The organism is Pseudomonas sp. 43(2021) (assembly GCF_017490805.1).
Classification (GTDB): domain Bacteria; phylum Pseudomonadota; class Gammaproteobacteria; order Pseudomonadales; family Pseudomonadaceae; genus Aquipseudomonas.
The window spans coordinates 1-467 of record NZ_JAFGYJ010000433.1 but is presented as its reverse complement, the minus strand read 5'-3'; the positions used below and the strand labels follow the sequence as shown (position 1 = coordinate 467).

Below are 467 nucleotides of genomic sequence, written 5' to 3'. Positions count from 1 at the left end.
GGGTTCCACCACGGATCGAAGTGAATCACCGTGTCCGCCGCCGTCAGGTTCAGACCAGTGCCCCCGGCCTTGAGGCTGATCAGGAACAACGGCACCTTGCCGCCCTGGAAATCCCTCACCGGCGTGCGCCGATCGGTGGTGTCGCCGGTCAGCAACGAGTAGCCAAGCCCGCGTTGCTGCAATTCCTGCTCGATCAGCGCCAGCATCGAGGTGAACTGCGAGAACAGCAGAATGCGCCGACCTTCGCCGAGCAATTCTTCAAGCATCTCCATCAGGCTGATCAGCTTGCCGCTGCCCGAGCGCAACGCCTTCGCCGTCAGCGGCATATTGACCAGGCGCAGATCGCAGCAGACCTGGCGCAGCTTGAGCAGCGCATCGAGGATGATGATCTGACTGCGCGCCACGCCACTGCGGGCGATTTCGTCGCGGACCTTTTTGTCCATCGCCACACGCACCGTCTCATAGAC

General features: G+C 62.3%; 1 protein-coding gene. It reads right to left on the bottom strand.

Features of this window, described 5'->3' with window-relative positions; genetic code table 11:
* The coding region (locus J5M71_RS28020) for a C-terminal helicase domain-containing protein (RefSeq protein ID WP_207838838.1) at window positions 1-467 on the bottom strand (467 nt) is incomplete at both ends.